Below are 20,323 nucleotides of genomic sequence, written 5' to 3'. Positions count from 1 at the left end.
CCATGTCGTATGGCTTACGCCAGTCGCTTATATCCTCGTGCTGAACCACGAGGTTTTACGCTCCAAGTGATAAATAAAGTCATTGAAGATCACTTTTTTTATCGACAAGCGGTAACCTTGTGATAAGACTCGCAACATAGGTCTATTGCTCCTGCACGACTGCAAAAATACATGTTGCTTGTGCATCAAGCTCTCAAATATATCGCCCAAATCCATTTTTTTTGATGCTTTGTTTGACTCAAATTGCAGAAAATCTCTGCATCACCACGAGCAATTTGTTATAAAGTAACTTATCAATTTTTTTATTTTGACCAAGCAGGTTCTTATGGCGCTTTCCAGTTTTGGTAAAATTCTCACCGTTCTCGATTTATTTTCAGTTTCCCGCCCCGTCATTAATGTAGACATTATCAGTGAAGAATTAGGCTTATCTAAACCAACCAGCTATCGCTATTTAAAAGAACTCGTCTCCGCAGAATTATTGCAACGTCTAAGTGGTACTTCTGGCGATTACACATTGGGTTCAAAAATTGCTGTACTCGACTTTATTTCTCGCACCACGGATCCTTTAGTGCAAATCAGCATTCCATTTATGAAGGAAATTGTGCAAAGAACTGAGTCTTGCTGTTTATTGACCCATCTCAATGTTGACTCATGCATTGATCTCCATCATGAGCTTTATAAAGACTATGCTGCCTTAGCGTATGGTCGCGGTAGTCCTCGCCCAATGCATAAAGGTTCATCTTCTAAAGTTATTTTGGCGCACCTACCTAAACAACGCATCATGGACTATTACCATCGTTTTGCTGAAGAATTGGCACACGTTGGATTTGCAGATAATGAAGCAGAGTTTTTGCAGCAGATCAAAAAAATTAAAAAACAAGGCTATTATTTTTCCAATGGTGAAGTTGATCCCAACATGTCAAGTTTATCCATTCCAGTTAAATTTTCGAGCAAAGAAGCACCTTTAGCCTTGACTTTATTGGCCTCTAAAAACCGTTTTGAATTTATGAATTTTCAAAAATTGGTCGAAATGATGCAAGACTATGCAGCGCGTATTGAGAAAAAATATAGTAGCATGACGGAAGAGGCTGAAATCGTTTAATCGCAGCCATCGCAAAAAATTGATATCTATGCAATCTGACAAAACCATAAAGCTTATTGAATTTTTTAATTATATTTTTAATTTAAATTCTCATAATATGATTATTGTTCTTTAGCAGCAGTTTATACAGCTCTGTGCTCTATAAGCATGTTTGTGATGTATTCTCCTCAGAGAAATTAAGAAAGCTCATCATCGTATGGGCTTTTTTATATCGTATTTTTTGCTTTATTGACCCTGATAAAAATAACGAAACGTTCGGTTAATTCGCGGTTCAGTAATTTTGACCGACTTCATCAAGGTATGTTTCCAATAGCGCTGCGTCTGCCCACGCATCACAATTAATTGCCCACTTTGTAACAACATTTGAACTTTGTCCTGCGTGGTTTTATGTTTAAAACAAAATTTTCGGCTTGCCCCCAAACTTAAAGACGCAATCACCACCTGTTGATTGGGAGCGACCAAAGCCGGCTCATCATCACTATGCCAGCCCACCGCTTGTGTACCATTTTCATAGAGATTGGCCAAACAGGAGTTAAAAGGGTGATCCACCAACTGTTCAATATGTTGCTTTAAGCGAAATAAAGCCGGATTCCACATCTGCGCTTGCTTGTGCATGCCTGAATAATGGTATTGATAATATTCATCACCATACCAAACCACTTTGCGTTCCATTTGATAATACTGACCTTGAAAAATCGCTTCATCTGGCTGCCAAGCCAAATGCTGTAGAAAATAGCGTAAATATTTATCGCTGTCCGACGCAGACAAAATTAAGCCATAATCTTGTACTTCACCATCATAGGGCAACAGATTGGCTTGTGCTTCTGGGCTAAATAACTCTAAGTTCATTACATCTGCTCAACTCGCTGAATTAACACTCATCTCGCCCACAAAAATTCGTGCGGCCATTACAGTGTAATCAATTTTTCCTCGACACAAATCGATACACAGACATTGCTTGTCGCGATGTTTTTTCAGGCATAGACTAAAACATAACTTTTACAATAAAAATAATTGTTTATGAATTTATGGAGTGTCTTTCAAAAGCTGCGACCTTTTGTACGACCATATCGAATTTTGGTCATTGCCACCTTAATCATGACCCTAATCGGTTCATTCACCGCTCAGGTGAATGCTCTAACGCTTCAATATGCGGTCGATAGCATCAACCGCTTGGTCGAGCAAGGGCTAGGACTTGCAGCAGGTTGGCATATCTTAATCACCATCACGGCTATTTTACTGGGCAAAGAAGTGATTAATGCCTTTGTACAGTTTGGGCAAAAATTTTATGGAGAAAAACTGCGCATTTTGGTTTCGCAGGACTTGGCGCAAAGCATTATTGAAAAGTTTCTGACCTATCGCTTGGCCTTCTTTAATGACGATCACAACCAAGCTGGTAAATTACAAACCCGTATCGACCGCGGGATTGGCTCTCTCACCCGCCTCGTGCAAATCTTTTTTATTGATATTTTACCGCTCTTTACCAGTGCAATCGTGGCCTTGGCCTTGATGTACTATGCCAATTTCTATGTCGGTTTCGTCGCAACCTGTATCGTACCAATTTATTTTTGGCTGACCTTTAAACAGGCGAAAAAACTCGGTGGTTGGCGACGTAATCTGCGCGATGGTCGTGAAAAGAAAAGTCAGGGCATCCTCGGCATCATCAATTCAATTACCGTGATTAAATCCTTTAACCGCGAAACGATTGAAGCTAACAAGCAGCTCAAACTACAAAAAGAACTGACCGACAACCAGATGCAAACCCGTCAGATCAGCTTTTTATTTGATGGTCTAAAAACCTTTATTGAACAAATTGGCATTGTACTGATCATTATTTTGACCGCGTATTTTGTCTTAGACGGACAAATGAGCATAGGCATGATCATGTACCATGTCCTACTATTTAATAACGTCTCCGCCCCGATTCGCTCACTGCATCGGATTTATGATGAGGTAAACGATGCTATGGTTTACTCCGAAAGCTTCTTTAAAATTTTAGAAGCCGATGCGGAAATTGAACAAACCGGCGCACAAAAACCACCAATTCAGGGGCGCTTCGATTTACGCAATGTCGAGTTCTATTATCCCAATGGGCATCATGCTTTAAAACATATCAACATGACCATTCAACCGAATAAAATCACTGCATTGGTTGGACTTTCAGGTGCAGGAAAGTCGACATTAATCAGTTTATTGGATAAATTTTTTGAACCACAAAGTGGCCAAATCAGCATTGATGGCATCGACTTAAAGGATATCGATACCCAATATCTACGTGACCATATTGGTTTGGTACTACAGAAAAACCATATTTTCCAAGGTTCGATTTTTGACAATATTCGTTATGGTAAAACCGATGCTTCTACGGAAGATGTTATGGAAGCCGCGCGTAAAGCCTCGATACATGAACAGATTTTACAACTGCCACATGGCTATGAGGCAGATGCTCTCATGCTTTCGGGTGGGCAACAACAACGGATTGCCTTGGCACGAATGTTTTTGAAAAATCCACCGATTATTTTCCTCGATGAACCTACCGCAAGTTTGGATGCCATTGCTACAGAACAAATTAAACAAAGTTTGGATGAAATCAAACAAGGTCGAACGGTGATTATGATTTCACACAGTTTGTCGCAAATTATTGATGCCGATTATACCTACGTAATGAAAGAGGGTGAGATTGCAGAACATGGCGAGCATGAAGCACTTTATCATCAGGATGGTGTGTATAAAGAAATTTTTGATGCCATGGCCAAAAGTTTAAATATTGAAAAAATTGCCCGCACCTTCGAGGAAGATGAAGAAACGCATAGTTAAATATGGAAAAAAGTTGATAAAAAAAAGCCCATCATTCGATGGGCTTTGGAATTTTGCCAGATGATTAACGTTGAACTTTTTGTTCAATTTCTTCAACACTGGTATGTCGAACATCAAATCCTTTCACCATATAGATCACTTGTTCAGAAATATTGCGGGCATGATCGCCAATACGTTCCAAAGAGCGTAAGACCCAAAGTACATTGATCACACGGCTAATATGGCGTGGATCTTCGATCATATAAGTCATTAACGTGCGAGTTGCGGACTGATATTCACGGTCAATATCCGCATCAGCAAGCAGTACGCGAAGGGCTTGATCTACATCTAAACGCGCAAATGCATCTAAAGCATCATGAATCATGACACGCACTTGGTTACCAATATGGCGAGTTTCCATATAGCCACGTGGTGAACCACCCTCTTCACAGAGACTTTGTGCAATACGGGCAATTTTCGCTGCCTCATCACCAATCCGTTCTAAGTCAGTATTGGCTTTCGACATTGCAATCACCATCCGTAAGTCTATCGCAGCGGGATGACGACGCGCCAAAATTAAAGTTAAGGCTTCGTCAATTTCAGTTTCCATGCGGTTGACCACATTATCCTGAAATTGCACATCAATCGCCATGGTCGCATCTGTGTCCAATAAGGCATGAATGGCATTGGCCACCTGCTGTTCCACCAACCCACCCATGGTCATAAATTTGGTATGAACGTCCTGTAATTCTTCATTAAATTGTGAAGAAATATGGTGATTTAAAACAGGATTATTAGGCAAGAAACTTCTCCACAACAACAAAACAGACGGAACTCAGTGCAACATTAAAGCACATTCATTGTGAAACTTTTATGACGATGGCTTAATTCTTTAGCAGCATTGCAGCTGGTTTGGATTGATCCACCAACCAAGCATTCATTTCCACCACATCCTGTTCAGTTAATTGTCCCACCGCAGCTTTAAGCTGTAGCACATGAATTAAATAGTCATACTTCGAATTTAAATAATCTTGTCGCGCAGAAAATGCATTGCGCTGCGCCAACAACACATCCACCATGGTTTTTAGCCCTTCTTGATACTGCGCTTGTGATGCTAAAGACACTTGAGCCGAGGAATCCATCGCCGCTTTACGTGCTTGTAACTTGCTCCGATCAGTTTCCACCTGCATATAGGCTTTTTTAACTTCTGTGCGCGCTTTACGAATCGCAGCATCAACCTGCGCTTGGCTCTTTTCGACATTGAGACTGGCTTGCTTAATCGACTTTTGGCTACGCCCACCATTGAATACATTCCAATTCATTTCAATCCCAATCTGATCAAACTGCCCCTCTTGCGACATGATGGATTCAGGACTTTGCTGGTTATAGCCATAAGTACCGACCGCTTCAATTTGAGGATATAACGCCGCTTGCTCGACCCGTTTACCATCTTCTGCATACTGTTTTTGCATTCGTGCTTGTAAAATTCCTAGGTTTTGTTTCTGTGCTAAATCTTCCCAAGCCTGTACATTCGTTGGAATAGGCTTTTGAAATTGAAAATCCTCACGCAGCATCGCTAAGTTTTCACGATAAGGTCCAATCAATTGTTGTAATTGCTCTTGCGCCAAGATCAACTGTACATTGCTTGCCATCCGATTTGCCCGTGCACTTTGATATTGTGCATTGGCTTCGCTGACATCACTTCTCGCCACTAAACCTTCTTTTAACTTGCCATTCATCATTCGGAGTTGTTCCGATAAAGCTTGTTCTTCCTGCAAATTCGCAACCGTTAAGGCTTGCTGACGCAGCACATCAAAATACGCTTCCGATACATTTAAAATATGCTCTTGTTTTTGTATACGCAGGGTAATTTCACTGAGATGAATTGAGGTCTTGACCTGCTTTAACCCTTCCCACGCATCCCAACGAAAAATCGGCTGACGTGCAGTGAGGGCAATTTGTTTTGTCGTCGTGCTATCAGGCATGATCACATCTGCCAACGTACCACTTTGCTGAGTATGTTGATTTTTACGGCTGACATTTCCTGAGATTGTGACCGTCGGTAATAAGTTACCGTTGGCAATGCCTAAATTTAGTTTGTCAGCTTCATATTGCAGTTGATTTACTTGCCAATTTGGGTCTGCTTGTTTGGCACGTTCATAAGCCTCTACAAGATCAAGCGCAAAGCTCCACTGACTAGTCAAAAGTAAATAGATTCCCAAAACCGCTTTTTTGTTCATTGTTTTTGTGAATTCCTCAGCTTTAAATCCCTTCGGTTGAGTATTTAAACCTAAAATCAAGCAGATACTCATCACATTACTGCAAATTCCCGTATGATTTTTATTAATTTTTTACATCAACTTCGCGTAAGTTCGCCTGTTTTGGACATTTTTCGATATTACTCACAACGCGGTAACAAACAACTGCATAATAGTACACAAAATGTGCCCGTTTCACCTATAGAATAGTCGGCATCCCATCGGACAATATCTCCTCTTTATTACATTGAGTCATTGTGTCAAATTTTTTAAATCTGCTGGTTAAATTCAGCTTAATTTTTTTATGTTGCAGCCTACTTGGTGCATGCCAACAACAGGCTGAGCCTCAACCTGTACAAGAGTTTTCGGACCAGCAAACTGTTCAGAAAGAAGCGGTGGATTTGTCGTTGCTATGCCAAAAATTAGCACAAAATATGCAAGAGATTGATGATCAGCGTACCACCTTTGCGTTAGAACAAATTAACCAAGATTTAAAAGTTTGCTTGCCTTTATTAGAGCCCCTCGAACAACAAAAGTTACTGCAACTGGCCAATCAAATGTATAAAAACTTTTTGCATGTCGAGCGTACCGCGCAGCAGCAAATGGCGTTTGAACAATATGCGTTTGATATGGCGCAGCATCCCACCATTCAACAAAACCATTATGAACAACTGACCCTACGTGATCAATATTTATTGAAGCACAAGGGACAAGCCTATGTGGAATTGTTCGATACGGGTGCAGGACAACTGCGTTATCGCCGTAGTCCTGAATATTTAGCAAAAATTTTCGCCCCCTATATGGATGATGCCGAACGAGTCTTTATTGAAAGTTTGGCTGCACAAAACGAACAACCCGCAGTATTACAAAACACCTTAACGCTCGATCCACAAAACATCGCAACTCGTGCTTTATTTTGGGAAGATTATCTCAAGCAATATCCTGAAAGTTTATATAAACAAGATGCACAGCAATTGTTGTATCAATATAGCCGTTTTTTATTTGTTGGAACGGCAGAGAGTCCCGTTTCAGGTGATTATTCAGACCGACTCAGCCTTCAGGCTAGCTCACTTGAAGAAATTGAAAAATTAGCCAAATTAAATAAGTCACAACTGGCCAACCAAGCACGTCTATTGTTAAATTTGCTTAATCAAAATTCCGCAACAGGCAATCGCAGCACTGAGCAACAAGTCCTCAGTGCTATTGGCATACATAATCCATCACCAAGCTATAAAAAAGACTGTTTCAGCGATGCTGTTTGTCTCGCAACCTAAATCCGATGCAGTAATAAAATTCCAGCTTAATAGCGTGTCAATTTAAAGATTTGTTTAAATCCTGAACTGCATAAAATGACACTGTATTTAAACAGTGTTCATGCTAGTATCCACACAAAGCTTGACGGAGCGCAGGTAAATACCCTGCTGAGATCATTCCAATTTAGCCTGCTAAATTTAAGGATGAGTACCGTTGAACCTGATCAGGTTAAGACCTGCGTAGGAATCAAGCCATCTAAAAACTGAAGCCCTATTTTTATCCATGTTTGCAAGATCAATGTATCTTATGCTGTTTGGATAATAACGCCACGTTTTTGGTCGTGCTTGATTCGTTGATGTCATTCATAAGGATCATTGCAATGAACCAATTAACGAATCTCACCGCTGCTGATCGTGCTGCTCAACATGAGCAAGATGCCAAAGATCTGACACGCATTTTACCCGCTTCTCGCAAAGTTTATATTCAAGGTTCACGTCCTGATATTCAGGTACCAATGCGTGAAATTAGCCTATCGGAAACACCGACCGGTTTAGGTGGTGAAAAAAATCCGCCGATTATGGTGTATGACACTTCAGGTGCCTATACCGACCCTGCGGTAGAAATTGATCTGAATCAAGGTCTACCCAATGTGCGTGAAACTTGGATTGAGGAACGTGTCGATACAGAACGTTTAGAAACCCTCACCTCAAAGTTTGGACAAGAACGTCTAAAAGACATTCGTACTGCTGACATTCGTTTTGCCCATATCCAAAAACCACGTCGTGCCAAAACAGGTCAGAACGTATCGCAAATGCATTATGCCAAACAAGGGATCATCACCCCAGAAATGGAATACATTGCGATTCGAGAAAATCAGCGTCAACTCGAAGGCGTAGATATGCGTCAACATGCAGGACAAAATTTTGGTGCACGCAATTTAACGGAAATTACTCCTGAATTTGTGCGTCAAGAAGTCGCTGAAGGTCGTGCCATTATCCCGGCCAACATTAACCACCCTGAATGCGAACCAATGATTATTGGACGCAACTTCTTGGTGAAAATTAATGCCAATATTGGTAACTCTGCGCTGGGTTCAAGTATTGATGAAGAAGTGGCTAAAATGACCTGGGCAACCCGTTGGGGTGCCGACACCATCATGGACTTATCGACCGGTAAAAACATCCATGAAACCCGTGAATGGATTATCCGTAATTCCCCTGTGCCAATTGGCACTGTCCCGATTTACCAAGCTTTAGAAAAAGTCGATGGTGTAGCAGAAGATTTAACATGGGAAATTTTCAAAGACACACTGATTGAGCAAGCAGAACAAGGCGTGGATTACTTCACCATTCATGCCGGTGTACTTTTACGTTATGTCCCTTTAACTGCCAATCGTTTAACCGGTATCGTGTCACGTGGCGGCTCTATCATGGCGCAGTGGTGTTTGGCGCATCATGAAGAAAACTTCCTCTACACGCATTTTGATGAAATCTGCGAAATTATGAAAGCTTATGATGTGTCATTTAGCTTAGGCGATGGCTTACGTCCGGGTTGTATTCAAGATGCCAACGATGAAGCGCAATTTAGCGAGTTACGGACTTTAGGCGAGCTGACCCATCGTGCTTGGGAACATGATGTACAGGTGATGATTGAAGGCCCAGGCCATGTGCCGATGCACATGATCAAGGAAAACATGGACTTGCAACTTGAAGTCTGTCAAGAAGCACCATTTTATACCCTTGGACCTTTAACTACCGATATTGCACCGGGTTATGACCATATTACCTCAGCGATTGGTGCTGCAATGATTGGCTGGTATGGCACGGCGATGCTGTGTTATGTCACGCCGAAAGAGCACTTGGGTCTACCGGATAAAAAGGATGTCAAAGATGGCATTATCACTTACAAAATTGCCGCGCATGCTGCTGACTTGGCGAAAGGCCATCCCGGTGCGCAGGCACGGGACAACGCCCTATCTAAGGCACGTTTTGAGTTCCGCTGGGAAGATCAGTTCAACTTGAGTTTGGACCCCGATACCGCACGCAGCATGCATGATGAAACCATGCCGAAGGAAGCACATAAATCGGCACACTTCTGCTCAATGTGTGGCCCCAAATTCTGCTCCATGAAGATCACGCAAAATGTTCGAGATTATGCCAAAAATCAGCAAGAGACTCGGCTAATCCCTGAAAGCTCGGCAGAGATTGAATCTGGTCTCCAAAGCATGAAAGATGCCTATCACCAACATGGTCAAAAGTTGTACCACAAAGTTTAAATCTTAAAAAAAATCTTTTGTATTCAACAAAATCTCGGTTAGGATGAAATTAAATATTTCATCCTGATTAGAGCTTATGGATATTATTAAACAAGCCACCTATAACAATAAAGACTACACCATTGAAGCTCGCGAATATGTCTTTAAAGGGTTCATTCAGGTCGAAAAAGTCAAACTCCGTCACCGCTTATTTAACCAACACGCTATGATTCCGACCATTCAGCGCGAGTTAATTCATCGCCCTGAAGCTGCGGGAGTTTTAATCTATAATCATACACAACAAAAATTTGCCTTAATTGAGCAATTTCGAATTGGCGCTATGGATGATGCTGACTCGCCGTGGCAACTGGAAGTTATTGCGGGTGTTTTAGATGGCGATGAATCTCCAGAAAGCTGTATCCGCCGTGAAAGTCTGGAAGAGTCAGGCTGTGAATTAGATACTTTACAGCATTTATTTAGTTTCTATCCATCGGCCGGTGCTTGCGCGGAACTGTTTCATCTATATAGTGCAGAAGCGACCTTGCCTGAACAAGGCGGCGTCTTTGGCATGCCGGGGGAAGGTGAAAATATTCAACTGCATATTTTAGATTATGCCGCTATTCCAACTTTATTGACCAATGGTCGGCTAAAAAACGCACCTGTCATTATGGCCTTGCAATGGCTACAGCAGCACATACATACTACAAGGAATGTCTAAGGGGAAGGACATGACTTCAAAGGGCACACAACAATACGACTGGACCATTGTCCAGATTTCGGACACACATTTAATGGATCAGGAAGATCTACAGTTTGTCCGCATGAATCCAGAACAAAGCTTTCATGAGGTGATTCAGCATATTCAGCACAATCATCATCCTATAAATGCTCTTGTTCATACTGGTGACTTGGCACAAGTGCCAGTCGAAAAAACCTATACCCGTTATTTAGATTTTATGCAGCGGCAAGATTTTCCGTTCTATCAAATACCGGGCAATCATGACGATGCTGCCTATTTTCCATTTATTGCACAACAAGACCAAGCGCACATTCTCCATTATGGAAAATGGAGCACTATTCTGCTTAATAGCGCGGTGAAAGGTAAAGTGGACGGTTGGGTCTCACAGCAGCAACTGGAGCAATTGGATCAACTGCTACAGCAATATGCTAAGCAACACATCATTATTGCCTGCCATCACCACCCGTTTGCCATGCAGTCGCATTGGATTGATCAGCATAAGCTAAAAAATACCGAGCACTTGATGGATGTGATTTCACGGCATCACAATGTCAAAATTGTGTTGTGTGGTCATGTGCACCAAGACTCCTGTAATGAATGGCGTGGCATCCAATTTTTATCAACACCATCGACCAGTGTGCAGTTCAAACCCTTCAGTGAAGATTTTGCCTTAGATGAGCTTTCACCGGGCTATCGTGTGCTTTATTTAAAGGATAATGGTGAGTTTAAAACTGAAGTGGTTCGGGTTAAAATCAAACAACCTCAAATTAATGTTGAAATTTCGGGTTATTAACTTTTCAATTTGTTTTTTTTCCATTACTTTATGGCATCTAAAGGAAAAGCGATAGTTAGAATCCAAAACATCAAAGGCTATCAAAAAGTACAAAAAGTCTATATGATGACGGCCCCCACAGAAGGAAACTCTGTGGCGGATGGATAAAAACTTGCATATCACCATATTTTTTGCATAGATATATGCATATGATGAGGAATGCCCTATATGGCGAATGACAACCAAAATCAAGTCTTAGACGAACAAACTGATGTAGTAGGCGAGAAGCCTACAAAACGCGTGCGCAAAACAAAGCCAAAGGCGACTGATGGTGGTTCTACTGCGAGCTTATTTGGTATTGAGCCTTATCAGCCTAAAAAGAATGAAGAATACATGTCTGAAGGACAGCTTGAACACTTCCGCCATATTTTATTGGCGTGGAAAGCTGAGCTGATGTCTGAAGTTGACCGCACATTAAATACCATGCAGGATGAAAACACTGCACTGCCTGACGTGAACGACCGTGCTACGCAGGAAGAAGAATTTGCGATTGAATTACGTACTCGTGACCGTGAACGTAAACTCATCCGTAAAATTGAGCAATCGATTGAAGCAATCAAAAACGATGACTACGGTTTCTGTGAAACTTGTGGGATCGAAATTGGTCTTCGTCGTTTAGAAGCGCGTCCAACAGCAACTTTATGTATCGACTGCAAAACCCTCGCAGAGATCAAAGAGAAGCAAAATAACGGTTAATTGTGACTGTTGATGATATCTCAGCCAAGCACAGCTTGGCTCTTGCGCAGCGGCAAAGCGATGCTTTGCTTAATCGCTATTCAGGTCGGTTTGCGCCATCGCCAACCGGCCCTTTGCATTTTGGCTCTTTAATTACCGCAGTCGCAAGTTACTGCGATGCCCGCGCACATCAAGGACGCTGGGTCGTCCGTATTGAAGATACCGATATTCCTCGCATCTATCCCGGCAGTGAAGCCCATATTCTGCGTTCTATTGATGCTTTTCAATTTGAACCTGATGCCGAAATCATTTTCCAAAAAGACCGTCTCGATCTTTATGAATCAGTACTTGAACAATTGCATGCTCAAGGTTGGGTCTATGCCTGCCAATGTACCCGAAAAATGCTTGGCTCCAATCATATCTATCAAGGTACCTGCCGTGATTTAGGCTTAGCGCTAAAAGATCAAGCGATTCGAGTCAAAGTTGATGCTCAGGAAATTTGTTTTACTGACCGTCTTCAGGGTACGCATTGCTCCAATCTTTCACAAGATTTGGGCGACTTTGTCCTAAAACGTCGTGATGGCATTATCAACTACCAGTTGGCTGTGGTGGTAGATGATTATCTGCAAGGCATGACCCATGTCGTACGTGGTGCAGACCTTCTCGATAATACAGAACGTCAGATTTGGTTAGGCCAGCTGCTCGATTATCCGAAACTTGAATATATGCATCTGCCGCTAGCCATGAATGACCAAGGGCAAAAACTGTCTAAGCAAAATATGGCACAAGCACTCGATCTGAACCAAGCACCGCAATTATTGCAACAAGCCTTACAAGCCCTGCACCAAGCGCCTGTCGATCTGGATGCGCCTCGTATCATGTTGCAACAAGCAATTGCGCAATGGGATATTGAACAAATTCCAAAAGGTACAACACTCAAAGGAATATTTTTATAACGACTTTATCGCTACATCTTTAATCACAGTTTTACCTTGTGGATGTCGTAGCCTGAGATCCTGATAGAGATAAACCGTACCATAAAAAAACCTGCTGATATTTTACAATCAACAGGTTTTTTATACTTATATTTTTAAAGCAATTTAGAAGCTTGATTCTTCTTTACTTGGATTGACTTCTTTCGTTGTCGCATCAATTTTCAAGACCAGACTGATCATCACGGCACAGATAATTAAAGATGAACCACCATAACTAATGAAAGGTAAAGTTAAACCTTTGGTCGGCAGCATCCCCATGTTCATCCCAGCATTCACCAAAATTTGTAGCAAGAAAATGATACTGATGCCATAAGCCAAATAGCCCGCACGTAAGTACTGATGGCGCAGCGCACGATGACCAATACGAATACAGCAAACCAACATCGTGAAAGACAGACAGAGTATCGTAAAGATCCCCAAGAATCCAAACTCTTCACCCAAAACTGCCAACATAAAGTCGGTATGTGCTTCGGGCAAATAGGACATTTTTTGGATACTGTGGCCTAGGCCAACCCCTACCCATTCGCCGCGCCCAAAAGCCATTAAGGCATTCGATAACTGATAACCTGCACCCAACGGATCACTCCATGGGTTAGAGAAGGACATTAAACGCTCTAAACGGTACGGTTCAAACAGTATCAGGAATACGAATGCCATGATGATCGCACCAAAGGCAATAGCAAACTGAATCAGGGGCGCACCTGCGAGGAAGAATACTCCCAACATGGTCAAAGCAATCACTACAGTAGCACCCAAGTCAGGCTCAGCCATCACCAGACCTACGGTCGCTGCCATAATGACTGCCAACCGGACGAGACCTTTAATGTTATTCCGTACTTCTTCAGCGCGGCGTACCACATAATCGGCAGTGAAAATCGCCATCATGACTTTTGCCACTTCCGAGGCCTGCAAGGTAAAGCCTGCGATACGAATCCAGCGTTTAGAACCATTGACTTCGGTTCCGACCGCCAACACGGCAATCAAAAGAATAATCGTCACAATCCATAAAAAGAACGTGTTATTGAACCAGATATTTAGAGGGACTTTATAGGCAACATAGGCCGCCACCGCCGCAGCAAGGATCGAAATACCATGTCGCGAAACATAGTGGAAAGCATTTTCATGCATACGTTCCGCATAAGGCATCGAAGCCGATGCCACCATAATTGAGCCGATACACAATAATGCCAATACACAGAACATTAAGACATTGCGCACGTTGACCTCAGCAGGCAGCCGAGGAAGCCAACGTTCTACAACTTCATTTATTCTATTTATGGTCGTCTGAGCTAACCCAGCCATACAACTTTCCTTATCGTTATTTTAAACGAGTGCATTCACACAATCGACAAATTGGTGTCCACGCTCACTATAACCTTTAAACATATCAAAACTTGCACATGCAGGTGACAATAACACCACATCATTTTCAACTGCATTTTGCTGACACAGCTCAACCGCTTGTTGCAAACTTTCTGCATGCATCAGTGTGGTGGTACCCTCAATGGCTTTTTCAATCATTGGGCGGTCTTCACCAATTAATACTGCCACTTTTGCATATTTCGCCAGTGCATCACGCAGCGCAGTAAAGTCCTGCCCTTTGCCTTGACCACCCAAGATAATTGCTACCTTGCCACCTTTGGCTTCAATCGCAGCACCTAAGCCATCAATCGCGGCCAGTGTCGCGCCGATATTGGTGCCTTTGGAATCGTTATAATAACGGACGCCATGTAGTTCTTTAACAAACTCACAGCGATGCTCTAGGCCTTTAAAAGTTTTGAGGGTTTCCAGCATACCTTCCAACGGCAAGCCAATCGCTTCACCCAAAGCCAAACAGGCCAAAGCATTAGCCACGTTATGGGTACCTTGCATGTACATGTCTGCACTTTTCAGTAAACGTTCACGACCACGTGCCAGCCAAATGGTGCCATCAGTATCACGCAAAATACCAAATTGATTCATATCTGGCGCATTTAAACCAAAGCTTTGCATAGGTGTGCTGTCGGGCACCAATGGACGCGTCAATGAATCATCACGGTTAAAAACCACTTTTTTCACGGCTTGGAAAATGCGGTGTTTGGCGGTGTGATAGCCCATCATGTCGCCATGGCGGTCAAGATGGTCTTCACTCATGTTTAGTACTACTGCTACTTCAGCTGCCAAATTCGATGTGGTTTCCAATTGGAAACTTGAAAGCTCTAGCACATAGAGTTCAGGATCGTCCTTAGTCAAATCTAAAGCTGGACGGCCCAAATTGCCGCCAACTGCGACTTTTTTGCCAGCATTTGCGGCCATTAAACCAAACAGTGTGGTGACGGTACTTTTGGCATTTGAACCGGTAATCGCCACAATCGGCTTATCGGTCGCACGACGTAAAATTTGAATTTCAGACACCACAGGAATATTGGCTGCAAGCGCTGCCTGAATTTCAGGTAATTTTGGGTCAAGTCCCGGGCTAATAATAATTTCTTCAGCTTGGAGCAATAAATCTTGATCAAGCTTGCCAAAACGGGTTTGGACCTCACTTGGAATTTGATCATGACCGGGTGGAACTTCACGTGAATCGGTCACTGCAACGCGGTAGCCATGGTCATGTAAGAAATTCACTGCGGAAACACCAGAGATACCTAAACCGGCAACAACCTTCAATCCACCACGCTGTATTAACATTTCTGCCCCATTTTTTGGTCTGTTTTTAAAACTGCCAAAATGTTAGCACTTTGCTGTTTTGAATACCTTTTATGTTTTCACTTTCTCACAGTTTTTTTGTGTCTGCACGTAAAAAAACCGCCATAACAATGACGGTTTTTTCAAGTTCAATACTTTTTCGTTTATTTCCACTTTACCGCTTGAACTTCAGGCTTTTTCGCTGATGGATTTTCTGCCGCAGAACAACCGCATCCGCCTGCACAGCCAGCCGCCATTTTCGGTTTTAACCATTTGGCTAAACCCGCCCAGCCTTGACGTTCACACGTTTGTGACAGAGCACTGAAAACTGAATTCGATGTTTTCGGAAAAACTTTCTTAAACACCACGACAGCACTCCAGATCACCAAAGCAGCCACAATTAAAATTTCAATCATTTCAGTCTCCTTTTACCAATTTGGTAAAATTATCCAAAGTAGCGTGAAGCGATTTGATAAGTAAGGAAAGACATCAAATAAGCCAAGCCAAATAAGTAAATAGTCATAAAGCTGACTGTTTTCAATGAGCCTGTTTCACGTTTCACCGTTGCCAGTGTGGCCAAACAATGCGGTGCATAAATAAACCACACCAAGAGTGACAAACCAGTGGCCAACGACCAGCTCAAAGCGCCATCACCACTAATAATCTGTGCCAAGCCTTGAGATACCGCATCATCATCGGTTGCAGATAAAGCATATACCGTACCTAAAGCCGCGACCACAACTTCACGTGCCGCCATGGCTGGAATCAGTGCGATACAGATTTGCCAGTTAAAGCCCAATGGCGCAAAGATCGGCTGTAAAACATGCCCAAGCATCCCCGCCAATGAATAATCAATATCTGGCAAGGTTGCACCTTCTGGCGGCTGCGGGAAGGTACACAAGAACCACAGCAAAATCGACAAGGCAAAGATAATGCCACCGACACGCTTTAAGAAAATCTTGGCACGATCCAATAGGCCGATCCAAACACTTTTGATGTCCGGAAAACGATAACTTGGTAGTTCCATTAACAGCGCATGTTGCGATTTATCTTTTTGGAAGAGTTTCAATACCGTTGCAACAATTAAGGCACTCACAATTCCGGCCATATACAGTGCAAATAACACCAGACCTTGTAAGTTAAACACACCCCAGACCATTTGCTCTGGAATAAAGGCTGAGATCAATAAGGCATAGACTGGTAAACGTGCCGAACAGGTCATCAGCGGTGCCACTAAAATTGTGGTTAAACGATCTCGTGGATCTTGGATGCTTCGCGTCGCCATAATGCCCGGTACAGCACAGGCAAAACTGGACAGTAATGGAATAAATGCACGACCACTGAGACCAGCCTTAAACATTAGCTTATCCAGCAGGAAGGCTGCACGCGGTAAATAGCCAGATTCTTCAAGCACTAAAATAAAGAAGAACAAAATAATAATTTGTGGCAGGAAGACAACAACTCCCCCTGCACCTTCAATAATACCTTTAACAACCAAGCTCTGTAGTAATGGATTAGAAATCATGCCACCAGCAGCTTCACCTATCCAATCCTGCACCCATTCAATCCCATCCATAAATGGCGCAGCCCAAGCAAACACCGCTTGGAAGATGATGAACATCATCACGGCAAGGCTGATGAGGCCCCAAACCGGATGCAGAAAAATTTTGTCCAAGAAATCTGAACGTTTATCTTCTTGGTCTACAAAGACCACAACATCTTTTAAAATCTGTTCAATTTTTTCATGCTTGGAGCCTGAAAGGCTGAGGTCGCTCAGTTCGGTATCTGGCGTTCTGAATGTTTCAGCATCCAAAGCACCCATTAAGTTTTCAATACCGGCATTGCGCACAGCAACAGTTTCAACAATAGGAATACCTAAACGTTGTGACAGCTTATGCGTATTAATTTGCATCCCACGACGGCGCGCCTCATCCATCATGTTCAATACAAGCAGAATTGGACGTCCCAGTTCAATCATTTCCATGACCAAACCAAGGTGTAATTTTAAGTTGGTTGCATCCACCACACACAAGAAAGCGTCTTGATGGCCTTCTTCTGCAATTTTACCTTGGACCACATCTCGGGTAATGGCTTCATCGGGACTAGTGGCATCTAAACTATAGGTGCCAGGTAAATCCAGCACGCGTACAGGCTTGCCAGAAGGTAACGTGAATTGACCGACTTTACGCTCAACCGTCACCCCAGCGTAGTTGGCAACTTTTTGACGTGTTCCAGTTAAATGGTTGAATAATGAGGTTTTACCACAGTTGGGATTCCCAACGAGGGCAATACGTAAAGCATCACTCATTCTGATGCCCCTTCCATTGCTATTTCCACTTTTTCAGCTTCTATCTTACGGAGTGCGAAACGGGTAAAACCGACTTGAATTAAAATGGGGTCACCACCAAAAATTCCTTTGGTGATTACCTGTACTTTTGTGCCGGGAACAAAGCCTAAAGTCTCTAAACGACTCGCCACCAAATCAGGCTGAGCATTATTGCCATTCAGGTTACGATGCACCTTGTGAATGACTGCGCTTTGTTTCACTTTCAAATCAGATAATCGCACGCATCTTACCCTAAAAATTTTTGAACAGTATACAAGCAAATGAGAATAATTACCAAATCGGATTCGATTTCAATTCTCATTTTTTCAACAGTCATCGACAGCCGCAGCATTTTAAATTACATTGCATTAAACCATTATGCTTCATGGGTTTAATTTCCAAGAAATGAGCTGTGTATGTTAAATAAAAAACCACGTATTCCTGCCGCTGTACACATTCCAGAACACCTCAGTTTTTTACAGGGTTATCGTGATGATTTAATTGCGCAAACCGTCAGCCCACACACACGAAATGCTTATTTATCTGATTTAATTCAATGCAGTGGATGCCATACCCATAGTATGCTCGACTGGAGCAGCGATGACATTTCCGATGTACTCTTAAACCTGACCAAACAAGGAAAAAGTCCGCGCTCGATCGCTCGCTCACTTTCTGCGCTACGTTCATTTTTTAAATTTTTACGCGAACAAAAATTACGCAGCGACAATCCAGTGGCAGTACACAAAACCCCAAAACTCGGGCGTGCCCTCCCCAAAGATCTGTCCGAAGCTGATGTTGAAGCCTTAATTCATGCACCCAATATCACCACGGCTTTAGGGCTACGTGATCGAGCCATGCTGGAAGTGCTGTATGCCTGCGGCTTACGGGTCACGGAATTGCTCAATTTACGACTGGAACTGATCAACCTAAAACAAGGCTATTTACGCATTACCGGTAAAGGCAATAAGGAACGTTTAGTGCCATTGGGACAAGTGGCGTGTGACTGGATTGAAAAATATCTGGAAACAGCACGTCCGACCTTATATAAGTCATCCACCGATGTACTCTTTCTTACCCAACATGGTGGTATCATGAGCCGGCAGAATTTTTGGTATGCCATTAAGCGTTATGCCTTACAGGCAGGTGTACAGGCTGAACTGTCCCCACATACCTTACGCCATGCCTTTGCAACACACTTATTGAACCATGGCGCGGACTTACGTGTGGTTCAGATGCTGCTTGGACATAGTGACCTGTCTACCACGCAAATTTATACCCATGTTGCCCAAGTGCGTATGCAACAACTGCATGCCGAGTTTCACCCTAGAGCTTAAGGGTCAAAAATATCAGATCAAGAAATACTATCGTCTCGTGTATTTTTTGCTATGCTTACTCACCTGTTTGATAAAGCTAAAAGAAAAGGGTTGTTTATGCTATTTACCCGCTCAAAAATTTTTCTCGCATCGACACTTGCTGCAAGTATGGCTTTAGTGGCTTGCTCCAATTCCAATAACGACGAAAAAAAAGATGCAACCTTAACCGCAAGCACCCCGGCAACAGGTGAAGCCTCCAATCTCTCTGAACGCAATGCACAGCAACGTTTAATTGAGACGTTGCAAGCCAATCTGCAAAAAGCCAACATCAATGCCAAAGTGATTGGTGTGAAAGCCACCGAAGTCCCTAACCTATTTTGGGTCAGCTTTGAAGGCATGCCTTCGGTCTATGCCACAGCAGATGGTCAATACATTTTCCAAGGTGACTTGGTTCGTTTAGGTGATAAAAAACTCTCGAATGTCGGTGATCTTCTACAAGCAGAAACCAATAAGAAGTTATTTGAACAGTTAAAAACTGAAGATTTATTGGTGTATAAAGCCAAAGGCAAAACTAAACATGTGGTCTATGTCTTTACCGATGTCAGCTGCCCATACTGTCATAAACTGCATGAGCAAATGGATGACATCAATGCACGCGGCATTGAAGTGCGTTATATCGCATGGCCACGTGGTGAGCAGCATATGCCAATGATGGAAAATATCTGGTGTAGCAAAGACCGCCATGCTGCCTTTGATCGTGCCATTGCAGGCGAACCAATTGAACCTGCATCATGCAAAAATCCAGTACGGAATATGTATGAAATGGGGCTAAATATCGGCGTGAATGGTACACCTGCAATTTACAATGCAGATGGTATCCATATTGGTGCTTACATGTCGGCTGCTGAACTTGAAAAAGCACTTAAATAACTAATTTTTATAGGCTAAATAAATGTTTTTTATGGGTGGGAATAAAATGATTTCTACCCTAGAGTCAAAACCATTTTTTAGCTATGATCTAAACTCACTGAAAGAAATGATGAAATAAATGGAGTGTGACGTGAAACCAGTTCGTCTGGCAATCCTCGGTCTTGGTACTGTGGGTGGTGGTG

General features: G+C 42.6%; 18 protein-coding genes and 1 riboswitch. Of the genes, 10 read left to right on the top strand and 8 right to left on the bottom strand.

Annotated features, from left to right (window positions below):
• Positions 1 to 325 precede the first annotated feature (325 nt).
• Positions 326 to 1,102, top strand: a complete 777-nt coding sequence (locus ACN6OV_RS06645; RefSeq protein ID WP_427951050.1) for an IclR family transcriptional regulator — start codon at positions 326 to 328, stop codon at positions 1,100 to 1,102.
• A 225-nt stretch (positions 1,103 to 1,327) separates the two neighbouring features.
• On the opposite strand, the gene ACN6OV_RS06640 is transcribed toward ACN6OV_RS06645, so the two are convergent.
• The gene (locus tag ACN6OV_RS06640) at positions 1,328 to 1,951 is read right to left on the bottom strand and encodes an alpha-ketoglutarate-dependent dioxygenase AlkB family protein (protein ID WP_427951047.1); all 624 of its coding nucleotides are present in this window, start codon (positions 1,949 to 1,951) and stop codon (positions 1,328 to 1,330) included.
• A 171-nt stretch (positions 1,952 to 2,122) separates the two neighbouring features.
• Here ACN6OV_RS06640 and ACN6OV_RS06635 point away from each other — a divergent pair, with 171 nt between their 5' ends.
• Positions 2,123 to 3,919 (top strand): ABC transporter ATP-binding protein, encoded by a 1,797-nt coding sequence (locus ACN6OV_RS06635; RefSeq protein WP_427951044.1) that lies wholly within the window; start codon positions 2,123 to 2,125, stop codon positions 3,917 to 3,919.
• Positions 3,920 to 3,983: 64 nt separating this feature from the next.
• On the opposite strand, the gene phoU is transcribed toward ACN6OV_RS06635, so the two are convergent.
• Positions 3,984 to 4,700, bottom strand: a complete 717-nt coding sequence (gene phoU, locus ACN6OV_RS06630; RefSeq protein WP_427951041.1) for a phosphate signaling complex protein PhoU — start codon at positions 4,698 to 4,700, stop codon at positions 3,984 to 3,986.
• An 82-nt stretch (positions 4,701 to 4,782) separates the two neighbouring features.
• The gene (locus ACN6OV_RS06625; RefSeq protein WP_427951039.1) at positions 4,783 to 6,138 is read right to left on the bottom strand and encodes a TolC family outer membrane protein; all 1,356 of its coding nucleotides are present in this window, start codon (positions 6,136 to 6,138) and stop codon (positions 4,783 to 4,785) included.
• A gap of 272 nt (positions 6,139 to 6,410) precedes the next feature.
• Here ACN6OV_RS06625 and ACN6OV_RS06620 point away from each other — a divergent pair, with 272 nt between their 5' ends.
• From ACN6OV_RS06620 to gluQRS, 6 genes are all read left to right on the top strand, one after another.
• The gene (locus tag ACN6OV_RS06620; protein ID WP_427951056.1) at positions 6,411 to 7,430 is read left to right on the top strand and encodes a hypothetical protein; all 1,020 of its coding nucleotides are present in this window, start codon (positions 6,411 to 6,413) and stop codon (positions 7,428 to 7,430) included.
• 115 nt (positions 7,431 to 7,545) lie between these two features.
• Positions 7,546 to 7,673: riboswitch (TPP riboswitch) on the top strand.
• Positions 7,674 to 7,789: 116 nt separating this feature from the next.
• Positions 7,790 to 9,685, top strand: coding sequence for a phosphomethylpyrimidine synthase ThiC (gene thiC, locus ACN6OV_RS06615; RefSeq protein ID WP_427951037.1), 1,896 nt, complete (start codon positions 7,790 to 7,792; stop codon positions 9,683 to 9,685).
• A gap of 76 nt (positions 9,686 to 9,761) precedes the next feature.
• On the top strand, positions 9,762 to 10,382 hold the full coding sequence (locus ACN6OV_RS06610; RefSeq protein WP_427951034.1) for an NUDIX domain-containing protein: 621 nt from the start codon (positions 9,762 to 9,764) through the stop codon (positions 10,380 to 10,382).
• 10 nt (positions 10,383 to 10,392) lie between these two features.
• Positions 10,393 to 11,196 carry a 3',5'-cyclic-AMP phosphodiesterase gene (cpdA, locus tag ACN6OV_RS06605; RefSeq protein ID WP_427951031.1) on the top strand — a complete coding sequence of 268 codons (804 nt, stop codon included), beginning with the start codon at positions 10,393 to 10,395 and terminating at the stop codon, positions 11,194 to 11,196.
• Between the two features lie 207 nt (positions 11,197 to 11,403).
• Positions 11,404 to 11,931, top strand: a complete 528-nt coding sequence (gene dksA, locus ACN6OV_RS06600) for an RNA polymerase-binding protein DksA (protein ID WP_427951029.1) — start codon at positions 11,404 to 11,406, stop codon at positions 11,929 to 11,931.
• Positions 11,932 to 11,948: 17 nt separating this feature from the next.
• On the top strand, positions 11,949 to 12,866 hold the full coding sequence (gene gluQRS, locus ACN6OV_RS06595; protein WP_427951053.1) for a tRNA glutamyl-Q(34) synthetase GluQRS: 918 nt from the start codon (positions 11,949 to 11,951) through the stop codon (positions 12,864 to 12,866).
• A 144-nt stretch (positions 12,867 to 13,010) separates the two neighbouring features.
• Here gluQRS and ftsW read toward each other — a convergent pair whose 3' ends face one another.
• The 5 genes from ftsW to ACN6OV_RS06570 form a co-directional block, all read right to left on the bottom strand.
• Positions 13,011 to 14,207, bottom strand: a complete 1,197-nt coding sequence (ftsW, locus tag ACN6OV_RS06590) for a putative lipid II flippase FtsW (RefSeq protein WP_427951026.1) — start codon at positions 14,205 to 14,207, stop codon at positions 13,011 to 13,013.
• A 21-nt stretch (positions 14,208 to 14,228) separates the two neighbouring features.
• The gene (gene murD / locus ACN6OV_RS06585) at positions 14,229 to 15,575 is read right to left on the bottom strand and encodes a UDP-N-acetylmuramoyl-L-alanine--D-glutamate ligase (RefSeq protein ID WP_427951023.1); all 1,347 of its coding nucleotides are present in this window, start codon (positions 15,573 to 15,575) and stop codon (positions 14,229 to 14,231) included.
• A gap of 161 nt (positions 15,576 to 15,736) precedes the next feature.
• The gene (locus ACN6OV_RS06580; protein WP_427951020.1) at positions 15,737 to 15,988 is read right to left on the bottom strand and encodes a DUF6587 family protein; all 252 of its coding nucleotides are present in this window, start codon (positions 15,986 to 15,988) and stop codon (positions 15,737 to 15,739) included.
• 29 nt (positions 15,989 to 16,017) lie between these two features.
• Positions 16,018 to 17,880, bottom strand: coding sequence for a ferrous iron transporter B (gene feoB / locus ACN6OV_RS06575; RefSeq protein ID WP_427951017.1), 1,863 nt, complete (start codon positions 17,878 to 17,880; stop codon positions 16,018 to 16,020).
• Positions 17,877 to 18,140: a FeoA family protein gene (locus tag ACN6OV_RS06570; RefSeq protein ID WP_427951014.1), complete on the bottom strand. Its 264-nt coding sequence runs from the start codon at positions 18,138 to 18,140 to the stop codon at positions 17,877 to 17,879. The genes feoB and ACN6OV_RS06570 overlap by 4 nt, the downstream gene beginning before the upstream one ends.
• Before the next feature lie 174 nt (positions 18,141 to 18,314).
• Between ACN6OV_RS06570 and xerD the strand changes: the two genes are divergently transcribed.
• Positions 18,315 to 19,232 carry a site-specific tyrosine recombinase XerD gene (xerD, locus tag ACN6OV_RS06565; RefSeq protein ID WP_427951011.1) on the top strand — a complete coding sequence of 306 codons (918 nt, stop codon included), beginning with the start codon at positions 18,315 to 18,317 and terminating at the stop codon, positions 19,230 to 19,232.
• 96 nt (positions 19,233 to 19,328) lie between these two features.
• The gene (locus tag ACN6OV_RS06560) at positions 19,329 to 20,141 is read left to right on the top strand and encodes a DsbC family protein (protein ID WP_427951008.1); all 813 of its coding nucleotides are present in this window, start codon (positions 19,329 to 19,331) and stop codon (positions 20,139 to 20,141) included.
• Positions 20,142 to 20,323 lie beyond the last annotated feature (182 nt).

This window comes from Acinetobacter sp., assembly GCF_050285345.1.
GTDB lineage: Bacteria > Pseudomonadota > Gammaproteobacteria > Pseudomonadales > Moraxellaceae > Acinetobacter.
Note: the sequence above shows the minus strand (reverse complement) of the source record. Positions and strands in the feature narration are given on the sequence as shown.

What these genes read in the sequence shown, in the direction of transcription:
- murD (WP_427951023.1), bottom strand. Translation starts at nt 15,575, where the DNA reads ATGTTAATACAGCGTGGTGGATTGAAGGTTGTTGCCGGTTTAGGTATC.
- ACN6OV_RS06640 (WP_427951047.1), bottom strand. Translation starts at nt 1,951, where the DNA reads ATGAACTTAGAGTTATTTAGCCCAGAAGCACAAGCCAATCTGTTGCCC.
- ACN6OV_RS06645 (WP_427951050.1), top strand. Translation starts at nt 326, where the DNA reads ATGGCGCTTTCCAGTTTTGGTAAAATTCTCACCGTTCTCGATTTATTT.
- ACN6OV_RS06625 (WP_427951039.1), bottom strand. Translation starts at nt 6,138, where the DNA reads ATGAACAAAAAAGCGGTTTTGGGAATCTATTTACTTTTGACTAGTCAG.
- thiC (WP_427951037.1), top strand. Translation starts at nt 7,790, where the DNA reads ATGAACCAATTAACGAATCTCACCGCTGCTGATCGTGCTGCTCAACAT.
- xerD (WP_427951011.1), top strand. Translation starts at nt 18,315, where the DNA reads ATGTTAAATAAAAAACCACGTATTCCTGCCGCTGTACACATTCCAGAA.
- ACN6OV_RS06635 (WP_427951044.1), top strand. Translation starts at nt 2,123, where the DNA reads ATGAATTTATGGAGTGTCTTTCAAAAGCTGCGACCTTTTGTACGACCA.
- feoB (WP_427951017.1), bottom strand. Translation starts at nt 17,880, where the DNA reads ATGAGTGATGCTTTACGTATTGCCCTCGTTGGGAATCCCAACTGTGGT.
- ACN6OV_RS06610 (WP_427951034.1), top strand. Translation starts at nt 9,762, where the DNA reads ATGGATATTATTAAACAAGCCACCTATAACAATAAAGACTACACCATT.
- ACN6OV_RS06560 (WP_427951008.1), top strand. Translation starts at nt 19,329, where the DNA reads ATGCTATTTACCCGCTCAAAAATTTTTCTCGCATCGACACTTGCTGCA.
- dksA (WP_427951029.1), top strand. Translation starts at nt 11,404, where the DNA reads ATGGCGAATGACAACCAAAATCAAGTCTTAGACGAACAAACTGATGTA.
- ACN6OV_RS06580 (WP_427951020.1), bottom strand. Translation starts at nt 15,988, where the DNA reads ATGATTGAAATTTTAATTGTGGCTGCTTTGGTGATCTGGAGTGCTGTC.
- ftsW (WP_427951026.1), bottom strand. Translation starts at nt 14,207, where the DNA reads ATGGCTGGGTTAGCTCAGACGACCATAAATAGAATAAATGAAGTTGTA.
- cpdA (WP_427951031.1), top strand. Translation starts at nt 10,393, where the DNA reads ATGACTTCAAAGGGCACACAACAATACGACTGGACCATTGTCCAGATT.